Source organism: Mycetohabitans sp. B2 (genome assembly GCF_021733735.1).
GTDB classification, from domain to species: domain Bacteria; phylum Pseudomonadota; class Gammaproteobacteria; order Burkholderiales; family Burkholderiaceae; genus Mycetohabitans; species Mycetohabitans rhizoxinica.
The window spans coordinates 1-16,981 of the sequence record NZ_JAHKSP010000008.1 but is presented as its reverse complement, the minus strand read 5'-3'; the positions used below and the strand labels follow the sequence as shown (position 1 = coordinate 16,981).

Annotated in this window: 14 protein-coding genes and 1 pseudogene; 7 read left to right on the top strand and 8 right to left on the bottom strand. The window is 54.3% G+C overall.

Annotated elements, in window-relative coordinates:
* Nucleotides 1-453: 453 nt before the first annotated feature.
* The 3 genes from KPG66_RS01915 to KPG66_RS01905 all read right to left on the bottom strand — a co-directional run bounded on the left by KPG66_RS01915 (nt 454) and on the right by KPG66_RS01905 (nt 3,136).
* Nucleotides 454-1,371, bottom strand: a complete 918-nt coding sequence (locus KPG66_RS01915) for a XamI family restriction endonuclease (protein WP_237069859.1) — start codon at nt 1,369-1,371, stop codon at nt 454-456.
* Nucleotides 1,368-2,825, bottom strand: coding sequence for an Eco57I restriction-modification methylase domain-containing protein (locus tag KPG66_RS01910; protein ID WP_237069858.1), 1,458 nt, complete (start codon nt 2,823-2,825; stop codon nt 1,368-1,370). The genes KPG66_RS01915 and KPG66_RS01910 overlap by 4 nt, the downstream gene beginning before the upstream one ends.
* 128 nt (nt 2,826-2,953) lie before the next feature.
* The gene (locus KPG66_RS01905) at nt 2,954-3,136 is read right to left on the bottom strand and encodes a hypothetical protein (RefSeq protein ID WP_237069857.1); all 183 of its coding nucleotides are present in this window, start codon (nt 3,134-3,136) and stop codon (nt 2,954-2,956) included.
* A gap of 167 nt (nt 3,137-3,303) precedes the next feature.
* Between KPG66_RS01905 and KPG66_RS01900 the strand changes: the two genes are divergently transcribed.
* The 5 genes from KPG66_RS01900 to KPG66_RS01880 all read left to right on the top strand — a co-directional run bounded on the left by KPG66_RS01900 (nt 3,304) and on the right by KPG66_RS01880 (nt 11,493).
* The gene (locus KPG66_RS01900) at nt 3,304-3,639 is read left to right on the top strand and encodes a hypothetical protein (RefSeq protein WP_237069856.1); all 336 of its coding nucleotides are present in this window, start codon (nt 3,304-3,306) and stop codon (nt 3,637-3,639) included.
* Between the two features lie 139 nt (nt 3,640-3,778).
* Nucleotides 3,779-5,371 carry a hypothetical protein gene (locus tag KPG66_RS01895; protein ID WP_237069855.1) on the top strand — a complete coding sequence of 531 codons (1,593 nt, stop codon included), beginning with the start codon at nt 3,779-3,781 and terminating at the stop codon, nt 5,369-5,371.
* Between the two features lie 458 nt (nt 5,372-5,829).
* Nucleotides 5,830-7,422: a hypothetical protein gene (locus tag KPG66_RS01890; protein ID WP_237069854.1), complete on the top strand. Its 1,593-nt coding sequence runs from the start codon at nt 5,830-5,832 to the stop codon at nt 7,420-7,422.
* A gap of 602 nt (nt 7,423-8,024) precedes the next feature.
* Nucleotides 8,025-9,452: a hypothetical protein gene (locus tag KPG66_RS01885; RefSeq protein ID WP_237069853.1), complete on the top strand. Its 1,428-nt coding sequence runs from the start codon at nt 8,025-8,027 to the stop codon at nt 9,450-9,452.
* A gap of 613 nt (nt 9,453-10,065) precedes the next feature.
* Entirely contained in the window at nt 10,066-11,493 is a 1,428-nt protein-coding gene (locus KPG66_RS01880; protein ID WP_237069852.1) for a hypothetical protein, read from the top strand.
* A gap of 93 nt (nt 11,494-11,586) precedes the next feature.
* On the opposite strand, the gene KPG66_RS01875 is transcribed toward KPG66_RS01880, so the two are convergent.
* Entirely contained in the window at nt 11,587-12,111 is a 525-nt protein-coding gene (locus tag KPG66_RS01875; RefSeq protein WP_237069851.1) for a hypothetical protein, read from the bottom strand.
* 1,058 nt (nt 12,112-13,169) lie between these two features.
* On the opposite strand from KPG66_RS01875, the gene KPG66_RS01870 reads away from it, so the two are divergent.
* The gene (locus KPG66_RS01870; protein WP_237069850.1) at nt 13,170-13,424 is read left to right on the top strand and encodes an AbrB/MazE/SpoVT family DNA-binding domain-containing protein; all 255 of its coding nucleotides are present in this window, start codon (nt 13,170-13,172) and stop codon (nt 13,422-13,424) included.
* Entirely contained in the window at nt 13,424-13,786 is a 363-nt protein-coding gene (locus KPG66_RS01865) for a type II toxin-antitoxin system PemK/MazF family toxin (RefSeq protein WP_237069849.1), read from the top strand. The genes KPG66_RS01870 and KPG66_RS01865 overlap by 1 nt, the downstream gene beginning before the upstream one ends.
* Here the strand turns inward: KPG66_RS01865 and KPG66_RS17840 are convergent.
* From KPG66_RS17840 to KPG66_RS01850, 4 genes and pseudogenes are all read right to left on the bottom strand, one after another.
* Nucleotides 13,787-14,002, bottom strand: a pseudogene (locus KPG66_RS17840) (hypothetical protein); the annotation flags it as partial.
* Nucleotides 14,003-14,520: 518 nt separating this feature from the next.
* Nucleotides 14,521-15,632 (bottom strand): IS3 family transposase gene (locus tag KPG66_RS01860; RefSeq protein ID WP_237069848.1). Its coding sequence is split into 2 segments (ribosomal slippage): nt 14,521-15,374 and nt 15,374-15,632, totalling 1,113 coding nucleotides; the frame shifts between segments, so codons are not numbered across the junction.
* Between the two features lie 334 nt (nt 15,633-15,966).
* Nucleotides 15,967-16,233: a hypothetical protein gene (locus KPG66_RS01855; RefSeq protein WP_237069847.1), complete on the bottom strand. Its 267-nt coding sequence runs from the start codon at nt 16,231-16,233 to the stop codon at nt 15,967-15,969.
* Between the two features lie 8 nt (nt 16,234-16,241).
* Nucleotides 16,242-16,981 (bottom strand): hypothetical protein (locus tag KPG66_RS01850; RefSeq protein WP_237069846.1); only part of this gene is annotated, 740 nt, incomplete at its 5' end.

Sequence of the window (16,981 nt, the reverse complement as noted above, 5' to 3'; positions counted from 1 at the left end):
CCATGTCGATGCCGACCGCGCCGCCGTTCGCAATCGGCGGTTCGACCTCTCACTCAGTCTGAATCGGCACGATCTATTTATAGCACGACAGGTTGACGGTGACGTTTTTCACCGTGCCGAGCACGCAGCGACAGTGACGGTAGCGCAGCCAGCCTAGCTTGGGCAGCAAGATTCGGCTGTTGCCTTGAGCGAATTTAAACTGTTTCGTATCGGAATGAGCACTGGCGGGCCTCGCCCTCGGCTTCGTCTGGTACGGTTGTCGTGTGCGCGCTCATCCTCGCTGGCGCAAGTCTTCTACATTTTCATACGCTATCCGAATCGGCGCGCGCCGATGCGTCCGTGAAGTTTGTTTGGTGCGGCCTGAAATCGAAATGAGCCGATCCCACTGACGCACGCGCGAACCAGGATGATCTGTGACCAGCCGAAAACTAAGGTGGCCGTGTCATGCGCGGCTCACTTGGTAGATTCGATGAACGCGCCAAGCTTGTCGAGATCGTGTGACCAGAACAGGGAAAGCCCGCGCGCTTGCGCTTGTTCGAGGTTAAGAACCTTAAAGACGCCCGCCAGCGCGGCGGCCGGTACGACCTGCGCGATGCCAAACTGTTTGATCCAGTATTCAGCCTTCACGGCGGCGTCGTTGTTCAGGCGCTTCACGCTGTTGGTGGCGCTGTTTGACACCTTGCACTCGATCGCCATGAGTCGCGTGTCGTGCAAGCGCACGACGACATCGGCCTTGCGCTCACCGAGCTGGCACTCGGCGCAGAACTGCATGGCCTGCGGACCTTTAACAATCGTATTGATTGCTACGGCTGGGGCCTCGGTGAAGCCCAGGCTGCGAAGATAGTCCTTAACCTTGGTTTCTTGGTTCTCCTTACCCTCGTTACGACGCTCGGTGGCGATGCGCTGTGCGGCCAAGAGCACGGAGGAGGCCAGCAATGCTGCCTCACGCTGTTGCTCGGTGGGTGCGCCGCCGGCTTCTATCCACGGGAACCGATGCAGGTCGATCACCCGCTCAATGACCTTGAACACCTTACGCAGCGCCTCGGGGTTCTTCTTCAAGACGCCTGGAGCGATCGAGTCGACATCGGCGATCACCTGCAAGTCGTCGTCCGAAATCGGCGGGCCGGCTAAGTAGCGCAACGCTTCGCCAAGACCCAAGTTGTAAGCTTCGGCTAGGTTGTCGTCGGTGATCGCGCCTGGGTTGAGGTCGCTCAGCTTCTTAAAAAGCAGCTCGAACTTGCCGCGCGCCTGAGTGTAGTGCGTTTCCCAGGAGTCAGAGACAGCCAGGCGCTCGGCCCGGAACTGGCCAGCAGAGGTAGCAGCGTCTTTGGCAAGTGCAGCTGTGGTCCATCGAGGTGGTGCACTGGTCATGCGAGAAGCGTTTCTAGGCTTGGGATGCGCAGGCGCTCGATCTCCTTGGGCTCGAACTTGGTCAAACCGCCGGCATACGTTCTGCCGCTCCCCGTGTTGATGTTCTTGTTGAGCCACGTCACCAGCCGAACCATCAGGCCATCGGCCAGCGGCTCGCGCGGGTAGAGGCCGTGCGCAACGTTGATGTGCCGCGCGTCGCATGCGTTGAGCGTGAATTGCGGCGGCCGGCGAGCCATGTAGGTGCAAAGGATCGGGGCCGGAGCCTTGAGCCCCACCGACCACCAGGCCTTACGGTGTTGCGCGATGTAGCTCTGATCAGCACCGTTCAACTTCGCCCACGAGAGGAAGGCGTTGATGCGGCAACGCTCTTCCTGGGTAAAATCATCCAGCTTGGCAGGAAGATCAATCACACGCCGTAGGGCCTCTGCCGACTGCAGTTGAGCGCCGGCCAGGATCAAATCCTTGGCCTTAGTGACTGCCGGCAGCTTGACGCGCTCGGGCAGATCCTTTGCGTGCTCGCCTGCAATCCAGATATCATTTGCGCCTGTGACCTGACCTCGGTGCACGCGGAACAGCTCGCCAAGCTCGATGTCGCCGGCCGTAGCAGGTTCAGACGGTCGAACAATGATCGACCAGCGCGGAGCAGCTTGTAGCCGCTCACGTGGAATCTCGGTTCCCTTGGCCAACCCGTTAAGTTGTTCTAGCTCGCCGACGTCGCGAACGCGCACCGGCTCATCCCTCTCCCCGACGCAAAAGCATGTGATCGCAGCAGTCGTCGCCGTACCAGGGAAGGCTTCGACGGTTGGCTCAAGCACGTGCAGGGCGATGCCGCCCAGTTCCTCAAGTAGCAGCCGGCGCAGCGCTGAACCGTAGTTCACGTCCATCCACTCAGCCGAGGTAATAAACGCGCCCATGTCGCCCGGCTTCGCGAGTAGCCGAGTTTGCAGGAAAAAGTGCAGGTGCAGACCAGCCAGAGCACTGGCCTTGATGCCGAATTTGGCGAAATTCGAGGCGTACCAAGCTTTCCAGTCCTCGGCAATGTCGTGATGCCGCACATAAGGCGGATTGCCGATGAAGGCCGTCATCCCGGTACAGAGAGGAAGCTTGATCTCGCGATAGTCGTTGACCAGCACGGTCGCCCGGTCGGTCCAGCCGCGTGCGCTCAGATTGGCTCGCAGCATCAGCGCGGCCAGGGGGTCCATCTCGACGGCGACAAGTTGGGCATCCGGAAAAGTTTCGCCTGCGGCGAGAATGAAGCGACCCGAGCCCGCACCCGGATCAACGATGCGGCTCGGCGTGCTTTGAGCGGATAACCAAGCCATCATCGAGCGGACGATTGGCAGGGGCGTGTAAACGGCTCCAGCCGCACGACGCTCGATGGCGGAGCGAATAGCAGCAAACGCATTACCTAGCGGATCGTTTCCGGCGAGGATATCGTCGCGAATCGTGCCCAAGTAGGCCGGCTCAATGGCTCGCTTGGAGACTTTTTTTAGAAGCGCCTTTTCGCCCGGAGAGAGCACGGCCGAAGGCCCGACTAGTGCCGCAGCGACGGCGATCAGGTCATTTTCCGTTTGGATGCTATTCATGACTGAACACGGTGTTTGCGGTTTTCCCATAGCTCAGCGAAGAGAACTTTCAGCGTAATGCCGCGCTTGGTCGCTTCCATCTTGACTTCCTGCGCGAGCATCGGGGCCATACGGATACCGACGATCTGCGTCTTGTCGTCGTGCTTGGCATTTTTGCGGACTGTTTTTGCCGTGGTCATATTCGAGCCCCTTCTTGTCGTCGACTAGTCGACAGTCTAGCTGATTGATCGACAGAGTGGAGAACGAGCCAAATTGGTTGCTGAACTGCTACTTAATCTCGAACCCGACCCGTTACCGGTGACATGGTGGGATAACCCCAGCCGGTAGTAGGCGGCTGGCCCTGCAGGTGATGAGCGTTGTCGCCGGCCAATCGTTGATTGGATCAAGGCACGGCTGCGCCGATAATGAAATAACGCACGCCTGGCAAGACGCAACCTTGCCAGGCGGCTCGCCTATTATTGATTTAAATGCTATGCTAAATCGCGCTTCAGATCGTCAATTTTCTGTTCCGCGAATTGAGTTTTCGATTGGCCAAATTAGTGCTGCCCTTTTCCAGATACAAGGCTTCGATGCCGTGGCAATAGCCAGCGGGCAAGCTGTTTTTGGCCCAACACAGTCACGCCTAATGGAACTGGGCGGCTTGCAATTCTATCCTATTGTACTGATGCAGCAAAGCCATTGAAAACGACTTTGTGCATGCCTGATCAGAAATGGTTCGGAAAAACATTCACCCATGCGTTATATAGTCGGCGCACTCCTATTCGCATCCGCCCGGGTGGCATTGCGACCTTAGGCTTTCTTTCATCCTCGATAGGACCAGTATGGATTTCAATACTACGCCACCGCCGAACCCTCACAATGCCGCCATCTATGCGTCCGTCGACTCGCACGGTTCTGGCAACTCGCCCCCAAGCGGTTTTTTCAGCGTCGGGGGCCCCGATACGGCTCAGCGGCAGGCGACAGCCAGTTACCCTGACATGGCGCCTATAGAGCGCGTTCAGGCATTCTTAAAAACGTTGCGCGAGAAAAACGTCGAAAGGGAGGTCCGCATAAGAGCGTTGCGTGAGCTGTTGGATGGGCTGAATAGGGACGTTGTGGATTCGAACATCCTATTAGCAGCATTAGACAGGCTAGCCATGTCTGGCATCAGTGGGCTTCCTTTCGAGGCACAAACTGAAGCGTTTGCTCACATCTTTGCTGAGGTGGTGAAAATTCCGAACAGTCAGGCACTACAGGACAAGATGATTCATCATTTCAAATCTGACTATCATGTGGTGAGCACCTCGGGGCTGGGCTGCTATCATGTTGTGCCTGCTGAGTCGATGATCGCAGTGTTCGATGCAGTTCTCAACCGCACGATCGAGAGTTCCTTGGAAGAGCGGCGCAAGATACTGTCATTTCTCGCGCTACAATTGGACTCTTCTCATTGGACCGGGGAGCAGACTTGGGCAGCCGTTCACGGCAGACCCTATAAACCAAGGCCCGAGTTGACGGCGCGATTTGATCGGCTGCTGAACGAAATGGCGCGGCTGGATGACATCGGCCGAGAGGCATTAAGCACGCGACTTGCCGACCGGTTATTCATACTTCATTGTTTGGATCGAAACTTGGTGCTGGAGCGGTATCGCCGCTTGCTTAATTACGTCGAAGCGCTTCCCGAAAATCTACAATCTAGGCCCCGGAAGGCGCTGGGTCGTGCGATCCGATGGCTGCCTGAACACACACGCCTCGCTACCTACGAATCCATGCTGAACGCAGCTAACCGATTGACGGTCGGTAAAGGCGAAGCTTTATCTGGATTGCCCGAAGCGATGATTGGCTTGAGCGCCGGCGAACAGAACCGAAAGTTGCAACAATGGAAGTACGAAATCCTACCCATGTTGGATCCCTCAGATCAGGACCCGATCGTTGCAGGATTGATCGCTACGTTCGGCAAACTGGCCGAGGGTAACAACCCCGAATTTGCGCTGGCGCTGGCGCTTGATACCTTTGACAGGACGTCCGGCGGCAAAAGCATGGATGAAGAACGGTTCGACGACATTGTTCTAGGAATTGAGTCCAACTTAGCGCACACGTATTCTCCCGAGACGCTGGGACGTGTCCTCGATTTATGTAGCCATATTCCGGCTCGGACAAGAGAAAGGCATCTCCTCGACCTTGAACGGTGGCTGGATTGGAAGTTGTTGAACAAGACGTTGAACAAGCAGGAACAGCTGCTGTTACCACTACAGGCTCGCGCCCGCGATGAACGAGCCAAATTGGTTTCTGAACCGCTACTTAACCTTGACCCTGACCCGTTACCGGTGACATGGTGGGAAGATCCTAGCCGGCGAAAGGCACCTGGCCACGCAGGTGACAAGCGTCGTCGCCAGCCAATTGTCGATTGGATCAAAGTACGGCTGCGCCGGCAATGAGATAACGTCAATCTTGGTGAGATGGATGGATTAGACTGACGCAGCCTTACTATGCAGCTCGTCTATTATTGATTTACGGCACTACGCCAAATCACGCTTTAGATTACCAATTTTCTGTTCTGCGAATTGAGTTTTCGATTGGCCAGATTAGCGCTGCCCTTTTCCAGGTAACAAAATCACGTCTAGCGAGTAGCACAAGGCTTCAATATCGTGGCAACAGCCAGCGGGCAAGCCGTCTTGGCCCCCAACACATTCGCGCCTACCAGACCTTAGCGGCCTGTAATTCTATCCTATTGCGTTGATGCAGCAAAGCCATTGAAAACGACTTTGTGCATGCCTGATCAGCAATGGCTCGGAAAACCGTTCACCCATGCGTTATATAGTCGGCGCACTCCTATTCGCCTCTGCCCGGGTGGCATTGCGACCTTAGGCTTTCTTTCGTTCTCGATACGACCAGTATGGATTTCAATACTACGCCACCACCGAACCCGCACAATGCCGCCATCTATGCGTCCATCGACTCGCACGGTTCTGGCAACTCGCCCCCAAGCGGTTTCTTCAGCGTCGGGGGCCCCGATACGGCTCAGCGGCAAGCGCCAGGCAGTTATTCTGGCATCGCGCCTATGGAGCGCGTTCAGGCATTCTTAAAAACGTTGCGCGAGAAAAACGTCGAAAGGGAGGTCCGCATAGAAGCGTTGCGTGAGCTGTTGGATGGGCTGAATAGGGACGTTGCGGATTCGAACATCCGATTAGCAGCACTAGACAGGTTGGCCATATCTGGCATCCGTGGGCTTCCTTTGGATACACAAACTGAAGCATTTGCACACATCTTTGCTGAGGTGCTGAAAACCCCGGGGAGCAAAGCGCTGCAGGACAAAATGGTCCACCATTTCGAAGGAGACTATCGCCGTCTGAGCACATGGGGGTTGGGTCCCTATCATGTTGTGCCTGCTGAGTCGATGATCGCAGTGTTTGATGAAATCCTCAGCCGCACGATTGATAGTCCGTTAGAAAAGCGGCGCGAGATACTGCCCCTCCTCGCGGTGCAACTGGATTCTTCTCATTGGACCGGGGAGCAAAGTTGGGCGGCCGTTCATGGCAGGCCCTATAATCCAAGGCCCGAGTTAGCGTCGCGATTCGATCAGCTGCTGAACGAAATGACGCGCTTGGACGACCTCGGACGGGCAACCTTAAGTACGGACCTTGCCAACCAGTTATTTCTGCTTCACTGTTTGGATCGCACCCTTGTGTTGAACCGACATCAACGTTTGCTCAATTACGTCGAAGCACTTCCCGAGAATCTTCAATCGACACCTCGCAAGGCGCTGGGTCGTGCAATTCGCTGGCTGCCAGAGCACACACGCCTCGCTACCTACGAATCCATGCTGGAGGCGGCAAACCGATTAACGACAGGTAAAGGTGAAGCGTTGGCAGGATTGCCCGAAGCGTTGGCTGGCTTGACCGCCGCTGAACAAAGCCGAAGGTTACAACAATGGAAGTATGAAATCCTGCCGAGGTTGGACCTAAAAGATCAGGAACCAATCGTTGCAGGGCTTCTAGAAGCCTTCGGCAATTTAGCAGAGGGGAACAACCCCGACTTTGCGCTGTTGCTGGCGCTCGATACCTTTGACATAACGTCCGGCGGCCAAAGCATGGATAAAGACCGGTTCCAAAGCATAATTCATGGCATTTACCACAACTTAACGCACACTTACTCTCCCGAGACACTGGGACGTGTCCTCGACTTGAACAGTGATCTTTCCCCAACGACACGAAAAAGGCTTCTCCGCGACCTTGAGGAGTGGCTAGATTGGAAGTTTTTTAAAAAGGCATTGGGCAAGCAGGAACAGCTATTTTTACCGATACAGGCTCGCATCCGCGACGAACGCGCTAAATTGGCGCCTGAGCCGCGACTTAACCTTAACCCTGACCCGCCCCCGCTGACATGGTGGGAAGATCCGGACCGACAGAAGGCGGCTGATCACGCCAATAGCGAGCGCCGCCGCCGGCCCATCGTCGATTGGATCAAAGCACGGCTGCGCCGGCAATGAAATAACGCCCATCTAGCGATGGCGTATGGGAAAGACTGACGCAGTCGCCTATTATTGATTTACAGCACTATGCCAAATCGCGCTTCAGATTGTCAATTTTCTGTTCCGCGAATTGCGGTTTCGATTGGCCAGATTAGCGCCGCCCTTTTCCAGACAACAAGATCACGTCCAGCGAGTAATACAAGGCTTCGATACCGCGGCAGCGGGCAAGCCGTCTTTGACCTCAACAAAGTCGCGCCTACCGGACCTTGGCGGCTTACAATTCTATCCTATTGTGTTGATACAACAAAGCCATTGAAGGTGACTTTATGCATGCCTGATCAGCAATGGTTCGGAAAACCGTTCACCCATGCGTTATATAGTCGGCGCACTCCTATTCGCCTCTGCCCGGGTGGCATTGCGACCTTAGGCTTTCTTTCATTCTCGATAGGACCAGTATGGATTTCAATACTACGCCACCGCCGAATCCTCACAATGCCGCCATCTATGCGTCCGTCGACTCGCACGGTTCTGGCAACTCGCCCCCAAGCGGTTTCTTCAACGTCGGGGGCCCCGATACGGCTCAGCGGCAGGCGCCAGCCAATTACTCTGGCATGGCGCCTATGGAGCGCGTTCAGGCATTCTTGAAAACGTTGCGTGAGAAGGACGTCGAAAGAGAGGTCCGCATAGGAGCGCTGCGTGAGTTGTTGGATGGACTGAATAGGGACGTTGCAGACCCGAACATCCTACTGGCAGCACTAGACAAACTGGCTATGTCCGGTATCAGTGGCCTTCCGTTAAATGCACAAACTGAAGCATTTGCACACATCTTTGCTGAGGTGCTGAAAACCCCGGGGAGCAAAGCGCTGCAGGACAAGATGGTCCACCATTTTGAAGGAGACTATCGCCGTCTGAGCACATGGGGGCTGGGCTCCTATCATGTTGTACCTGCTGAGTCGATGATTGCAGTGTTTGATGAAATCCTCAGCCGCACGATCGCTGGTCCATTAGAAGAGCGACGCGAAATACTACCTCTCCTCGCACTACAGTTAGACTCTTCTCATTGGTCCGGGTATCAGAATTGGGCGGCTGTTCCTGGACGGCCTTATAACCCGAGGCCAGAGTTGACAACGCGATTTGATCGGCTGCTGAACGAAATGGCGTGGCTGGACGACCTCGGACGGGCAGAATTAAGCACGGAACTCGCTAAGCAATTGTTCATGCTTCATTGTCTGGACCGAACGCTTGTGCTGGAGCGTTATCGGCGCTTGCTCAATTACGTCGAAGCGCTTCCCGAGAAGCTTCAATCAGTGCCCCGCAAGGCGCTGGGCCGTGCAATCCGATGGCTGCCTGAACACACACGCCTTGCTACCTACGAATCCATGCTCGAAGCAGCCAAGCGGTTGTCGATAGGCAAAGGCGAGGCGTTGGCGGGATTACCTGAAGCGCTGGCTGGCTTGACCGCTGCCGAACAAAACCGAAGGCTGCAACAGTGGAAGTATGAAATCCTGCCAAGGTTGGATCTATGCGATCAGGAGCCAATCATTGCAGGATTGATCGCTGCATTTAGCAACTTGGCTGAAGGGAACAATCCCGAATTTGCGCTGGCGCTGGCGCTTGATACTTTTGATAGGACGTCCGGTGGCCAGAGCATGGATAAAGACCGATTTAGTAATATAATTTTAGAGATTCGCTGCAACCGAAAGCACATGTACTCTCCCGAAACGCTGGGGCGTATCCTCGATCTGAGTAGCGGTATTCCACCGTCCACACGTGAAAGGCTTCTCCTTGACCTCGAAGGATGGCTAGACTTTAAATTTCTTGAAAAGACATTGGGCAAGCAGGAACAGCTATTTTTGCCGATACAGGCTCGCATCCGCGACGAACGAGCCAAATTGGCGCCTGAACCACGATATAACTTTGACCCTGATCCATTACCGGTGACATGGTGGGAAGATCCGGACCGACGGAAGGCGGCTGGTCATGTAAATGGCGAGCGTCGTCGGCGACCCATCGTCGATTGGATCAAGACACGGCTAGGTCGGCGATGAGATAATGCTCATCTGGCGAGGCGTATGGGAAAGACTGACGCAGTCGCCTATTATTGATTTACGGCGTTATGCCAAATCGCGCTTCAGATTGTCAATTTTTTGTTCCGCGAATTGCGGTTTTGATTGGCCAGATTAGCGCCGCCCTTTTCCAGACAACAAGATCACGTCCAGCGAGTAGCACAAGGCTTCGATACCGCGGCAACAGGCAGCGGGCAAGCCGTCTTTGAACTACCACAGTCGCAACTAGCAGGACCTTGGCGGCCTGCAATTCTATCCTATTGTGTTGATGCAACAAAGCCATTGAAAACGACTTTGTGCATGCCTTATCAGCAATGGTTCGGAAAACTGTTCACCCATGCGTTATATAGTCGGCGCACTCATATTCGCATCCGCCCGGGGGCATTGCGACCTTAGTTTTTCTTTCATCCTCGATACGCCTAGCATGGATTTCAATACTACGCCACCGCCAAACCTTCACAATGCCGCCATCTATGCGTCCATCGACTCGCACAAGAGCGGTCCTGGCAACTCGCCTCCAAGCGGTTTCTTCAGCGTCGGGGACCCCCATACGGCTCAGCGGCAAGCGTCAGCCAGTTATGCCGGCATGGCGCCTATGGAACGCGTTAACGCGTTCTTAAAGACGTTGCGTGAGAAGGACATCGAGAGGGAGGTTCACATAGGAGCGTTGCGTGAGCTGTTGGATGGGCTGAATAGGGACATTGCAAATCCGAACGTCCTATTGGCAGCACTAGACAAGCTCGCCATGTCTGGCATTAGTGGACTTCCTTTTGAAGCACAAACTGAAGCATTTGCTCACATCTTTGCTGAGGTGGTGAAAATCCCGAACAGTAAGGCGCTGCAGGACAAGATGATTCATCATTTTGAACCTGACTATAATGTGGTGAGCACCGCAGGGCTGGGTTCCTATCATGTTGTGCCGGCTGAGTCGATGATCGCAATGTTCGATGCAATTCTCAACCGCACGATCGATAGCCCATTGGAGGAGCGGCGCAAGGTACTGCCATTCCTCGCGCTGCAACTGGACTCTTCTCATTGGTCCGGGTATCAGAATTGGGCGGCTGTTCCTGGACGGCCTTATAACCCGAGGCCAGAGTTGACAACGCGATTTGATCGGCTGCTGAACGAAATGGCGCGGCTGGACGACCTCGGACGGGCAGAATTAAGCACGGAACTCGCTCAGCAATTGTTCATGCTTCATTGTCTGGATCGAACGCTTGTGCTGGAGCGTTATCGGCGCTTGCTCAATTACGTCGAAGCGCTTCCCAAGAAGCTTCAATCGAAACCCCGCAAGGCGCTGGGTCGTGCGATCCGATGGCTGCCTGAACACACACGCCTTGCTACCTACGAATCCATGCTCGAAGCAGCCAAGCGGTTGTCGATAGGCAAAGGCGAGGCGTTGGCGGGATTACCTGAAGCGCTGGCTGGCTTGACCGCTGCCGAACAAAACCGAAGGCTGCAACAGTGGAAGTATGAAATCCTGCCAAGGTTGGATCTATGCGATCAGGAGCCAATCATTGCAGGATTGATCGCTGCATTTAGCAACTTGGCTGAAGGGAACAACCCCGACTTTGCGCTAGCGCTAGCGCTTGATACTTTTGATAGGACGTCCGGTGGCCAGAGCATGGATAAGGAACGGTTTAGCAAAATAATCTTAGAGATTTGCTGCAACTCAAAGCATACGTACTCTCCCGAGACGCTGGGGCGTGTCCTCGACCTGAGTAGCGGTATTCCACCGTCCACACGTAGAAGGCTTCTTCTTGACCTCGAAGGGTGGTTAGACTTTAAATTTCTTGACAAGACGTTGAGCAAGCAGGAACAGCTGTTGTTGCCGATACACGCTCGCATCCGCGACGAACGAGCCAAATTGGCGCCTGAACCACGATATAACTTTGATCCTGACCCGTTACCGGTGACATGGTGGGAAGATCCCGACCGACGGAAGGCGGCTAGTCACGCAGATAGCGAACGTCGTCGGCGACCCATCGTCGATTGGATCAAGGCAAGGCTAGGCCGGCGATGAGATAACGCCCATCTAGCGAGGCGTATGGGAAAGACTGACGCAGCCTGACCATGCGACTCGCCGATTAATGATTTACGGCATTTCGAAATAATCTTATGCTTTATTTATCTCACCAAGTCTGATTTTGGCCACCTCTAGACTAGATTTAAAATCTCGCTCAACATTATCAAAATGCTTTAGTATCTCAGCATATTGCTTTTGAGATAACTCTGTTTTTTGCGACGACGCCTTATGGTGGAGCGATAAATTGTTATTTTGCAGAATTCCATAAATTTTGCTTTTTGTTAATTCGATGTCTCGAGTAATGTTGCGATATATTTCTTTTGCCTCATATTGTTGATCTGCTCGCATACCTCGACTATGATTTTTCATTTTGTTGAGGGTGGCATTAATTGATTTATCAGCAACATCCTCCACATTGGCTAATTGCCCTAGCAAATCGTTGGCTTTCTTTATAAGAGCATCGCGTTTTTTACTAGACACACTGCTAGGCTTCTGCCAAAAATTACTTACTATTTTCTTGTCGCCAAAAGGGTTTTTTCGTTGCGCATCGGTACCAATTATTGACATCCGGCTGGCACGAAAACCAGTATAATTCTCTTTTTTAGGTTCACGCAAGTTCTGCAAACTTTGAAGAATAGGACTCCGCAAACTCTGCGATAGAGCTTTGCTATTGATTTGCCTCGGCAAATCTCTGATCGACGAAAATGCGGCAACAACCCTACTGTGGCTAAGTATCTTCATTTTTGGCAAAAATTGATTTAGTCAATTAAAAATACAGTGACTACGACCAAGTAGTTTTGTCAAATCGGAAGGACCGACCTGCGAAACGAAAAGTGGTTGGCCTTGACACCTTCCTACTGCCTCGTTATGTTCGCCAATCTAGGAAGCAGTAGAATGCCTACTACAGCATCTGGTCGCTAACGCGGCCCGCTCGCCTCGGTAGACTCCAGCTGCAGATGACTATGCTGCATTGCTGGTCTCATAGTTGCGACGGACGTGTTCTGCCCTGGATCGTCTCCATAAGATGATGACCGGTAACCGTGCTGTCACCGCGGCGCTGTCGACGCGCATCGCATTGTCGCGTGCCCTCGATGTGACTAACTGCTGCACCTATTGCCGCTCCCGCAACTGTATAGCCATCTTCCGTATCTGATTGGCCGCGTCTCTGTGCGCGGCCATGTCCACAATTTCCTTGTTCGAACGCCCTGCTTGCGTGAGCGCTGGCCCATGTTCGAACACCGCCTTGAGCGCCTGAGCCCCACCGTTATTGCCCGCGGTCGGCTTGGCTGAAGCCACGTTCGCTAAGCAGCAGCTCATGGGCGAGCACCGCTTGCAACGCCTGGGCGGCGCAGTCATGGCTTGCGATTTTCAGGATGTCAACCCGACTCAGTACTTGAGCAAGCTAACCTCCTTGCCTCGACTTGCGACACAACCCCTATTCGCCCATTACAATGGCGACCTTCGCTTCTACACTCCCATGCCTGCACCGCCGTCTAACATCGGCGGTGAAACAACAAACTGCGCAACTTTCACGTCGCACAGGTATGATGCCTCCGTCCTGCGCTTGCCCTATTTTGCCCCGTCGCACGGGGCGCAGAATGTATAAACATGTCGAAACTTCCGGCATCATTGTATATACTCGTTTATACGATGATAGGAAGGAACGAGACATCATGGCAAAAACCGCGACGCTCACGATCCAACGGTGGGGAAACAGTCTAGCTGTGCGCATTCCCGCTGCGGTTGCACGCGCGGCGCATTTCCAGGTTGGCCAGGAGGTAGAGGTGACGACGGATGAAGTTGGTGTAACAGTAAAGCCGGTGGGTCCGCGTAAGCTTACGCTCGCGGAGAAATTGGCGCGGTTTGATCCAGCAAAGCACGGCGGTGAGGCGATGGCAACAAGCCGCGTTGGTGCGGAGGTGTTTTAATGACAGGTGCTTTATGGGTGCCTGACCGACGTGACATTATCTGGATTGGTTGCAATCCGCAGGCCGGTCGTGAAATGAAGGATTTGCACCTGATGCTGGTCCTGTCACCGAAACTGTTCAACGAGCGAACCGGCATTGTCATCGGGCTTGCGATGACAACTGCTGACTCCAATGACACGAATCCGTTTGCTATCAAGTTTCAGGGGCCGAAAAACGTCCCGGGCTACGTGCTTGGACACCAGCCCAAGTCATTTGACTGGCGAGCGCGGGGAGCGAAGGCACATCCGTGGAAGCGCGTGCCGGATGATGTGTTCGCGTCCGCATGCGAACAGTTGAACCAGATTATTGCGATTGGCGATTAGGATAGCCGAATAGCTCAGCGTGCCAGTCTTCAGGCGATTCTGCGCTTTCGCCGCCTCACTCGCAATAAACGCCCCCTTCAGATCGGTGTTGCCCTTCACGGCCATGTCAAAACCGCCTTGGCCAGCCTCTATCCCCGCCTGCTCGGCAACGCTCGCGTAGTTGCCAAGCGCGTTACCGTTTTGCACGTTGAAACTGGCACTGCCCCCGCCCTGGCTTGAGAATGGAGCAGTTCTGCGGACCAGGGTCACTCAGCTTTGTTTCTCCGGAACAATTTCTTCAGAACTGGACCAAAGTTCAGAACGCAAAGAGGACCGCTGCATAACCTCTGGTTTTTTGGACGCAAAAACAGGGAGAACCTTATCGCCTACTATCACCATCGAGCAAACTCTTTGAACTGAAATTTCGCATATCTTAAAGTATCAGCGTCAAGCGCTGACCTAAATGTTGCCGTAACTACAGCACCCGTTACGCTAACCTTTCTCACCTCCCATGAGATCTCTGGTTTACCAGACTCAGAATTTGTACAGAACGTTAAAGCAAAGTAACAGCTCATATCCGTAAGTTTAGCTTCAATCACATCTGTACTTTTAGTCTGAAATAAATTTATCCCAGCAAGCGCAATCGAACCACAAATTTCCTCTATATTCCAAGCTGTGCCCAAACTGTTGCAAACAAATTGAGGCTCTGACCTTCATCGATGGGACATTAACCTGCCTGATTTCTTCGGACCGTTTCAATCTTGGAGAACGGCCTCGATTGCTTCAGTTGAACAATACCGCTGCTTGAACTCGTTGGGCGTCAGGTAATCCAGGCTCGAATGTGGTCGGATGGCATTGTAGTGGCGCCGCCACTGTTCGATCACCACCTTCGCCTCCGGGCGACTCCTGAACCATTCCAGACTCAGGCATTCGTCGCGGAACTTGCCGCTGAAGCTTTCGTCCGCGCCGTTCTGCCAGGGTTTGCCGGGATCGCTCAGTGCCATGTCCATGCCGTTGTCCGCCGCCCACTTCAGGATGGCGCACGACACGAACTCCGGCCCGTTGTCTGAGCGTAGATAGCACGGTGCACCATGCATGCTGACCAGCTGCGACAGGATTTCAACAACCCGTGCGCAGCGGATCGATCCGGCGACATCGATGGCCAGACATTCGCGCGTGTATTCGTCGATCACAGTCAGACACTTTAACTGTTGGCCATTGGCGCATGCATCGAACACGAAGTCGTCGGCCCAGACGTGCCGTGCCGCCGTCGCCGGTTGCGGCCGAGCCCGATGCACCGACACGCGCCGACGAGGCCGCTTGCGCGGAACCTGCAAGCCTGCCAGACGCCATAACCGCCATGCCCGATCAGCGCTCATCGGATGACCCTGCCGCTCCAGAAAAATCTGGATGCGGCGGTAGCCGTAGCGCGGATACTGCGCCGACAGGATGCTCATTGCAGCAAGCACCGGAGCATCCCGCTCGGCCAGCTTCGATTCATAATGCAGCGCCGATCTTGCCACCGACATCAGCGCGCACGCGCGTCGCTCCGATAGCCCCCGCACCTTCGCGTAGGCAACCTGCTTGCGCCGCGCGAGCGCGCTCACCATTTTTTTGCGTTGATCTGCTTCATCACGTCCAATTCGAGATCACGCTCGGCCAGCATCTTCTTGAGTCGCGCATTCTCCTGCTCAAGCTGCTTCAGCCGTTTCACGTCCGCAGCTTCCAGGCCGCCGAAATGCTGCCGCCAGTTATAGATCGTCTGCTCGCTGATCCCGTGCTTCTTCGCTACCTCCACGACCGGCGTCTTGTCCGCCTCGCGCAGGATCGTAACCATCTGCTCTTCCGCAAACCGGCTCTTCTTCATGACTTCCTTTCTCCGTTGGAAGCCATTCTCTCAAGTTTCAACTGGGCCGAAAATCACCGGGCAGGTCACCTCCCTCCTATTCCGCCAGCAATGCCTGCGCCAATAACAGGTAAGCGGTTCAGTCTAAATAGATTAAATCCCGCTGATCCAACCCATTTTTAACGCTATCCCAATCAGCACTATTAAGCTCGTGCTCGTGCAAGTCAGCAAAGGAAAGCTTGTCATTACTCCAGCTAACGCACCATAAAATGCGGAGCCCGGCAACGCCGGGCTTTATGCTCCTGTGATACCGCATTGCTCAAGGCTCTTTGCAAACGCAACCGCCCATGCAAAATCACATTTCCCAACCTTCTAAAGCACGAGAATATTGAGAAAATACATGAAGCAGGTCCGCATATTTGAACAACGGCCCCTCAGTATTCGCAAAATACCATAGATATCTGTCTTCCACCGGAGGCACCACCTTCCCCTGTTCAATCTCCTCAAATAAGCTGCTCATAAAACCCAGCACCATTTCCGCATCGTCATCTACTTTGGCATAGCGAGCCAATAGTTCGTGTAATGCACGCGCCTTTTCTTGCAAATTCCTGACCTTATCCACACTTCACCTCAACGCAATGTGAATGGGTTAATCTTGGCCGGCTCCGTCCACTGGCCTCGGTTTGGCACAATGACTTGCTGCGCTCCGCCAGGCATCATCGCTGCGCCCTGCGAAGTTCCCGCAACTTCCGATACAAACACATTTGGCGCAACGCCCGCTTTGGGCGTAATCGCGTAGTAATCCACGCCCTTACCCATCATGTTAGCCGCTTGGGCTGTCGGTAAACCCAACACCCGGCCTGCTTGTTCAGGCTTCATCGTTGCAATTGCGCGGGCCTGCTCAGGACTCATCCAAAAACCACTATACGGCGAAATACTACCGCCCTTTGGCACCACCTTCACCAACATCGTACCAGGCGATGCTGTCCCCATTTTGGGCAAATTCGCACCTGACCTCATGTAGCCTTGCGCAATTCTCTCAATGTCCGCCTTAGGCATGCCCGGGTTCCCTATCTGAATCTCCCGAATCAAGGCTTGTATTTGTGGTAAATGCATCATCTCTGGCGGCACTTTAACGCCATCGGTCACGAACTCTTTATAACTAGCCGCGCCCAGCTTGTTCAACGCAGCCGCCCGGTCAGTGATCGCGTTCGCCACCGCTCCCGCCGTCACTGCACTGCCCAATCCCAATCCGGCTTCAAGCAAGCTCGCCGCACCCGGCGACAAGCCAAGCCCCGTCAACGCCTGATTCAAATAGGTCGATTCCGGCTGCCCTGACACCGTCTGCTTCGCGCCCGCTATCAGTACAT

Excerpts from the sequence above, each read along its gene's own strand:
- KPG66_RS01890 (WP_237069854.1), top strand. The coding sequence starts at position 5,830 with ATGGATTTCAATACTACGCCACCACCGAACCCGCACAATGCCGCCATC.
- KPG66_RS01905 (WP_237069857.1), bottom strand. The coding sequence starts at position 3,136 with ATGACCACGGCAAAAACAGTCCGCAAAAATGCCAAGCACGACGACAAG.
- KPG66_RS01865 (WP_237069849.1), top strand. The coding sequence starts at position 13,424 with ATGACAGGTGCTTTATGGGTGCCTGACCGACGTGACATTATCTGGATT.
- KPG66_RS01880 (WP_237069852.1), top strand. The coding sequence starts at position 10,066 with ATGGAACGCGTTAACGCGTTCTTAAAGACGTTGCGTGAGAAGGACATC.
- KPG66_RS01870 (WP_237069850.1), top strand. The coding sequence starts at position 13,170 with ATGGCAAAAACCGCGACGCTCACGATCCAACGGTGGGGAAACAGTCTA.
- KPG66_RS01885 (WP_237069853.1), top strand. The coding sequence starts at position 8,025 with ATGGAGCGCGTTCAGGCATTCTTGAAAACGTTGCGTGAGAAGGACGTC.
- KPG66_RS01895 (WP_237069855.1), top strand. The coding sequence starts at position 3,779 with ATGGATTTCAATACTACGCCACCGCCGAACCCTCACAATGCCGCCATC.
- KPG66_RS01915 (WP_237069859.1), bottom strand. The coding sequence starts at position 1,371 with ATGACCAGTGCACCACCTCGATGGACCACAGCTGCACTTGCCAAAGAC.